The sequence below is a fragment of the Streptomyces sp. CB02980 genome (assembly GCF_014451325.2).
GTDB lineage: Bacteria > Actinomycetota > Actinomycetes > Streptomycetales > Streptomycetaceae > Streptomyces.
Map to the genome: position 1 here is coordinate 768,246 of NZ_JACSCH020000002.1, position 6,854 is coordinate 775,099.

5 protein-coding genes are annotated in these 6,854 nt (G+C 72.6%); 1 reads left to right on the plus strand and 4 read right to left on the minus strand.

The annotated features are described in order from the left end of the window. Positions 1 to 12: 12 nt before the first annotated feature. Together E0F75_RS06850 and E0F75_RS06855 are read right to left on the minus strand one after the other, a co-directional pair. Positions 13 to 879 carry a family 1 encapsulin nanocompartment shell protein gene (locus E0F75_RS06850; RefSeq protein WP_229312549.1) on the minus strand — a complete coding sequence of 289 codons (867 nt, stop codon included), beginning with the start codon at positions 877 to 879 and terminating at the stop codon, positions 13 to 15. Positions 880 to 885: 6 nt separating this feature from the next. Beyond that, complete coding sequence (locus E0F75_RS06855; protein ID WP_187621557.1) at positions 886 to 1,872, minus strand: Dyp-type peroxidase; 987 nt, start codon at positions 1,870 to 1,872, stop codon at positions 886 to 888. 254 nt (positions 1,873 to 2,126) lie between these two features. On the opposite strand from E0F75_RS06855, the gene E0F75_RS06860 reads away from it, so the two are divergent. Continuing rightward, complete coding sequence (locus E0F75_RS06860; protein ID WP_374115376.1) at positions 2,127 to 4,409, plus strand: FdhF/YdeP family oxidoreductase; 2,283 nt, start codon at positions 2,127 to 2,129, stop codon at positions 4,407 to 4,409. Between the two features lie 7 nt (positions 4,410 to 4,416). Here E0F75_RS06860 and E0F75_RS06865 read toward each other — a convergent pair whose 3' ends face one another. After that, positions 4,417 to 6,087, minus strand: a complete 1,671-nt coding sequence (locus E0F75_RS06865; protein ID WP_229312567.1) for an FUSC family protein — start codon at positions 6,085 to 6,087, stop codon at positions 4,417 to 4,419. Positions 6,088 to 6,326: 239 nt separating this feature from the next. Further along, complete coding sequence (locus E0F75_RS06870) at positions 6,327 to 6,773, minus strand: molybdenum cofactor biosynthesis protein MoaE (protein WP_187621558.1); 447 nt, start codon at positions 6,771 to 6,773, stop codon at positions 6,327 to 6,329. Positions 6,774 to 6,854 lie beyond the last annotated feature (81 nt).

The following is a 6,854-nucleotide window of genomic DNA, read 5'->3' on the forward strand; positions in this document are numbered from 1 at the left end:
GGCTCCGGGCCCTCAGGCGCCCGGTGACTCCAGGACGACCACGGCCTCGTCGGTGTACGTACGGAAGGTCAGCGTCTCCTGGAAGTACAGCTGCACGCTGTTCGCGTCGTGGCCCGTGTAGCCGATCGCCAGGTCCTGGCCGAGGATCAGCTCGAAGTCGCCGCCCCGGGTGGACAGGACGAAGCCGCCGCTGAGGGCCGGCGCCCAGATCGGCGAGCCGTCGAGCATGCGGCCGAGGTGGGCCGCGATCGGGTAGCCGTGGTCGGAGGTCTCGCTGACCGCCCGGTACTCGTCGGCGCCGAGGAGCAGCGCGTACGGTCCGTCGACGCCGGCGAGGCGCAGGGCGGTCAGGGCCCGGCTGACGGCGTCGGGGTAGTCGCGCGGCTCGGCGGGGAGCTGGACGACCGGGTTGGAGGACCTGGCGCGCAGGCCGTCGACGCCGGCCGCCCCGTACCCGTCGAAGATCGTGCGGTCCTCGACGAACGCCATGGCGCGCGCCGCGTCCTTGACGGGCTGCCAGTCGGAGTCCTTCGAGCCTCGCTCGACGTCGTCGACGGCGGCCCGGTCGACGGTGAAGGGCACCCTGAGTTCGAACAGCGGCTTCGCCTCGCGCAGCCGCGCGGTGACGCCGGGGGCGGGCGAGCCCATGTCGCTGAAGTGCCCCGTGCCGACTGCGGCGAGGTCCGGACCTCCGGGGTCGGGGACGTCGACGACGCGGCGGCCCGCGACGTTGCGGCGGAACGTGCGACGCGCCTCCTCCTCGATCTCGGCCCAGGCCGCCGGGGTGATCGGGGCGAGTTCGCGGTGCAGGTTGTTCGTGTCGGGACCCTGGTACGGGTCGCTCGTGGGGCCGGGGGTCGTGGCGTCGGGGGTCGTCATGGGGAGTCAGGCTCCTTTCAGGCCGCCGATGCCCAGGGAGTCTCCCTGGCGGACGGCGGCGTCCGGCGGCGCGGCGGGCAGGTCGTCGAGGAGGTCGGCGCTCGGCACGAAGAAGAGGCCGCCGGTCACGGCACGGGAGAAGTCGAGGATGCGGTCCGTGTTGCCCGGGGGAGCCCCGAGGAACATGTTGCGCAGCATCAGCTCGGTGACGGCGGGTGTGCGCGCGTAGCCGATGAAGTACGTGCCGAACTCGCCGCCGCCGATCCGGCCGAACGGCATGTTCGCGCGGAAGATCTGCCGGGTGACGCCGTCCTCGTCGACGATGGTGTTCAGCGCGACGTGCGAGTTCGACGGTTTGACGTCGTCGGGCATCTCCACGTTGGACGCCTTGCCACGCCCGATGACGTGTTCCTGCTGTTCGACGGTGAGCGCGTCCCAGGCCGGCATCTCGTGCAGGTACTTCTGCACGATGACGTAGCTGCCGCCGCGGAAGTCGGGGTCCTCGTCGCCGATGTGGACCGCCGCTGCCGCCACCTGGCCGCCCGGGTTCTCGCTGCCGTCGACGAAGCCGAGGAGGTCGCGCTCGTCGAAGTACGCGAAACCGTGCACCTCGTCGACGACGGTCACGGCGGTGCCCAGGCTCTCCATGATCAGCCGGGCGAGTTCGAAGCAGAGGTCCATGCGCCGGGCACGTACGTGGAACAGCAGGTCACCCGGGGTGGCCGGGGCCCGGTGGCGGGGGCCCCTGAGGGCCGGGAAGGGGTGGAGCTCGCGGGGGCGCGGACCGCCGACGAGCCGGTCCCAGCCCTCGGAGCCGATCCCGGCGACGCAGGTGAGGCCGGAGTCGGGGTAGCGGAAGGACACCGACCGGACCAGCCCCGACAGGTCCTGGAGTGCCTCCCGCACCGTGGCCTCGCCGCCGGGGCTGACGGTGGCCACGAGGAACACGGCCGCCCGGGAGGACGGGGCGACGACGGGTTGGACGACGACCATGGGACTCCCGCCGAGAGACAATGACGTACAAAAGGCATGAAAACGACAGCGTCAGCGTAGGCGCCCATGATCCGGTACGCAGCCCGTACGGCCTTCCGGGGCCGGGTGGCACCCGTGAACCGGCGGGCATAGCCTGCCCGAAGGGGTGACTTCTTGTTCGGTCACGCCCCGAACATCCGCAGGTGAAAGGGTGAACAGCCTTGAGCACCGACCAGGACGCGCAGGAATCCCCGGCGCCCGGCGCCCCGGAGCCCGTGGAGCACCGGGTGGGGCCCACCCCCGAGGGCGACCCGGAGTTCCACCCCTACCACCACCCCGCGGCGGGCTGGGGCGCGGCCAAGAGCGTGACCGGCTTCCTCGTCCGCGAGGGGGCCCTCGTCGACGGTCCGCGCGCGATCATGCGGATGAACCACGAGAACACCGGTTTCGACTGCCCCGGCTGCGCGTGGCCCGACGACACCAAGGGCCTGCACCTGGACATCTGCGAGAACGGCATCAAGCACGTCACCTGGGAGATGACCCGCAAGCGCGTCGGCAGCGAGTTCTTCGCCGCGCACTCGGTGTCCGAGCTCGCCGAGTGGAGCGACTACGACCTCGAGAACGAGGGCCGGCTGACCGAGCCGATGGTCTACGACCCGGAGTCGGACCACTACGTCCCGATCACCTGGAAGGACGCGTTCGAGGTGGTCGGCCGTGCCCTGCGCGGCCTCGACAACCCCGACCGGGCGTCGTTCTACACATCGGGACGGCTCGGCAACGAGGCGACCTTCCTCTACCAGCTGATGGCCCGCGAGCTGGGCACCAACAACCTGCCCGACTGCTCCAACATGTGTCACGAGGCCAGCGGCCGCGCCCTCCAGGCCTCCCTGGGTACGGGCAAGGGCACCGTCGACCTCAAGGACTGGGAGACCGCCGACGCGCTGTTCATCTTCGGGGTGAACGCCGCGTCGAACGCGCCCCGGATGCTGACCGCGCTCGCCGAGGCCCACCACCGCGGCGCGCAGATCGTGCACGTCAACCCGCTCGTCGAGGCCGCCGCCACCCGGACCATCGTGCCGCACGACTTCACGGACATGGCCCTCTTCAAGTCGACGAAGACCAGCACCCTGAACCTCCAGCCGCGCATTGGCGGCGACATGGCACTGATCCGCGGGATGGCCAAGGCGGTCCTCGAGCAGTCCGTGACCGACCCCAAGGCCCTCGACCAGGAGTTCATCGACCGCCACACGAGCGGCTTCGAGGAGTACCGCGCGCTGTGCGAGGCCACACCGTGGGACGAGATCGAGCGGCAGTCCGGACTGAGCCGCGCCGACGTCCTCAAGGCCGCCCGCGTGTACGGCGAGGCCGACCGCTCCATCGTCAGCTGGTGTCTGGGCCTCACCCAGCACGAGCACGGCGTCGACACCGTCCGGGAGATCGTCAACCTGCTGCTGCTCCGCGGCAACCTGGGACGCGAGGGCGCCGGCCCCTCCCCCGTACGCGGACACAGCAACGTCCAGGGCAACCGCACCTGCGGCATCGACCACCGCCCCAGCGACGCGTTCCTCGACCGTCTCGCCGAGGTCTGCGAGATCGAACCGCCGCGCGCGCACGGCATGGACACCGTCCGCACCATCGAGGCGATGCGACGCGGCGAGATCAAGGTCTTCGTCGGCATGGGCGGCAACTTCGCGCTCGCCGCCCCCGACACCCCGCTCACCTACGCGGCACTGCGCACCTGCGACCTCACCGTCCAGGTCAGCACCAAGCTGAACCGCAGTCACCTCGTCCACGGCAAGCAGGCACTGATCCTGCCGTGCCTCGGCCGCACCGAGAAGGACCATCAGCGCAGGGGCGTCCAGAGCACCTCCGTCGAGGACTCGATGAGCATGGTCCATCTGTCGATCGGCATGAAGCGCCCGGCCTCCCCGCACCTGCTCTCCGAACCGGCGATCGTCGCCGGCATGGCGCGGGCCGCGCTGCCCGACAGCGCGACGCCCTGGGAGTGGTACATCGAGGACTACGACCGCATCCGGGACACCATGGCCAAGGCCCTCGACGGCTTCGAGGACTTCAACCGGCGGGTGCGTCTCCCGCTCGGCTTCCGCATCAAGCAGCCGGCCCGCGAACTGGTCTTCCTCACCCCGTCCGGGCGCGCCGAGTTCTCCAGCGCCCCGCTGCCCGACGTCGTGCCCGAGCCGGGCACCCTGGCCCTCGGCACGATGCGGTCCCACGACCAGTGGAACACCACCATCTACTCCGACAACGACCGCTACCGCGGCATCAAGAACCTGCGCACGCTGGTCTTCATGAACCGGGCCGACATGCGGGAGCGCGGGATCGCCGACATGGGGCCCGTCGACATCACGAGCACCGCGAAGGACGGCAGCCGGCGGTCCGTCAGCGGCTACCTCGCGGTTCCCTACGACATCCCCCGGGGCTGCGCGGCCGGCTACATGCCCGAGATGAACGTGCTGTGCGCGCTGGTCGACTACAGCACGCAGAGCGACCAGCCGATCATGAAGCACGTCAAGGTGACGATCGTGCCCACCGGTTGACCCTCCCTCACTTCCATCGGGCGAAGCGCTCCAGGAGGAGGTAGCCGCGGTGTTCCGCCGCGGCGAGTTCGGTGGGGTCGATCTCCGCCGGCCAGAGCTCGCCCGCGGCGGCGTCGTCCGCCTCCCGCAACTCCACTACGGCAGCCGCGAGTTCCCCCTGGGCGACCGGAAACGACTCCACGGCCCGCTCGTCCAGGGCCCGTTCGGCGCGGGCCGATGCCGCCCGGCATGCGGTGAGCGCGCGCTGCGCCCGTACGGCCGCCCGGTCGTGGACCACGACGAGCGCGCACACCAGCGCGATCCCGACCCCGAGCAGACTGCTCAACGCCCGGTCCTGGACGAGGTCCCCGGCCGGTGAAGGGACGGCCAGATCGGTGAGCAGCAGGGCGAGCGGGGTGAGGAAGACGACGCCGAGACCGTAGTTACGGGCGACGACGTACTCCAGGAGGAACTCCAGGAGCACGATCACCAGGACGAGGACGACGGGATCGGGGCGCGCGGCCAGCACGCCGAGCGCGAGCAGCAGGCCGGCCATCGTGCCCAGGGTCCGCTGCACGGCCCGCTGCGCCGCCGTCCGTACGTTGACGGAATGGAGAACGGCGGCGGCGGAGATCGCCGCCCAGTAGCCGTGGCCGAGCCCGAACAGCAGGGCGGCCCCACCGGCGAGGCCGGTGCCGAGGACCATCCGCAGGGCGGGAACGAGCAGGATCGCCGTACGACTGGGAGCGACCCGACCGGGAGCGACCCGACCGGCCGCGCCCGTGCGGGGAGCGCCCGCGCGGGGAGCGTCCCGCCCCATCACGAGTTCCGTGGCCCGCAGTTCGGTGGCCCGCAGGGTGGTGGGACCGGGCGCAACCACCCCCGGCACCGCGGCGCCCTGGGCGATCAGGGACGGGACCGCGAGCTCGGGCAGTATCCGGGGCAGCCGTCGGCGGCGGCTCACCAGCAGCCGGACCTGCCGGCGCAGGTTCCGCGCCAGGCCGGCGGGGTCGTCCGGCACCCGCCGCGCGGAACCGACGAGAAGCGCCCACGCGAGGTCGGTGAGGCGGAGGCAGGTGTCTCCCCGGCCGCCCCGCTGAGCGGCGCTCGGGGGCAGGACGCCGAGCGTGCGGTACGCCTGGAGGACGGCGGCCGTCGCCCGGTGCCGTACGAGCCCGTGGACGTTCCCCGCGCCCGCCGCCTCCCACAGGTCCGCCAGCTCGCGCAGCGCCGCCGCGACGGCGAGGCGCTGCGGCCGGTCCGGGTGCGCGAACCACCCGAGGACGGCGAGGATCCAGGCCACGGCCGCGCCGATCGCGGCGAGGGCCGTCTGGAGGAGGATGTCGGCGGGATCGGTGGAGCCGTTGGCCGCGACGGCGAACGAGAAGAGCAGCAGGACCGCGCCGAGGCCGCTCAACCGGGCCGCGTCGCAGGCGAACTTCGCCGCACCGGCCACCACCGCCGTCGCCACGACCGTCACGGCGGCGCCCGCTCCCCCGTCCCGTGGCTGCGCCCACACGGCGAGCGCCGAACCGCAGCCCACGCACGCCGTCATGGCCACCGCGACGAGCGCGAGCACACGGGCCCGCCGCGCATAGGGCAGGTTGCGGCCGAAGGTGGTGGTGAAGGAACCGAGCATCGTGTAGACGGCGTGATCGGCGCGCCCGGCCAGGGCCAACGGCAGCGCGGGCACGGCCATGGCGAGTGCGGCGCGCAGAGCGAAGGACAGGGCGCCGTCCACACTCTGCAGCGCGAGCGCGCCCCGAGGGGAGAGCGCCCGTCCGACCCGGCCGACGGCCCGCCGCCAACCCCCGGTCCCGTCACCCCCCTTGGACCCGCTCCCCCAGCCGGGCCGCGTCCGACCGCCCGGCTCCTCCCGGCCGCCCGGCTCTTCCCGACCGCCCGGCTCCTCCCGGTCGTCCGGCTCTTCCCGCTCGCTCAGCACGCGCCGACCCACTCCTCGTCGCCGTCCACGAAGATCTGCCGCTTCCAGATCGGCACCTCGTGCTTGAGGTCCTCGACCAGGCGCGCGCAGGCGGCGAACGCCTCCGCGCGGTGCGGGCAGGAGACGGCCGCGATGACGGCGACGTCGCCGACGGCCAGGTGGCCGGTCCGGTGTACGGCGACGACCGCACGTACGGGGAAGTCGGCGGCGACCTTCTCGGCCACCCGGCGCAGCTCGGCCTCGGCGCCGGGGTGGGCGCTGTACGCCAGGGAGGCCACCGGCCTGCCGCCGTCGTGGTCGCGCACGGTGCCGACGAAGAGGGCGGTGCCACCGGCGGCGTCGTCGCCCACGGCCGCGTACACCTCGTCGAGGGAGAGCGGGCTGTCCCGGACGGCGAGAAGGCGCATCGGGTCGTCGGAGGCGTCGGGCAGGTGCGTCATGGTCCAGGTCCTAGGAAGGGGGCGGGTGGTAAGGGGGGGAGGTACGGGGGGGAGGTACGGGGGGGGAGGTACGGGGGGGAG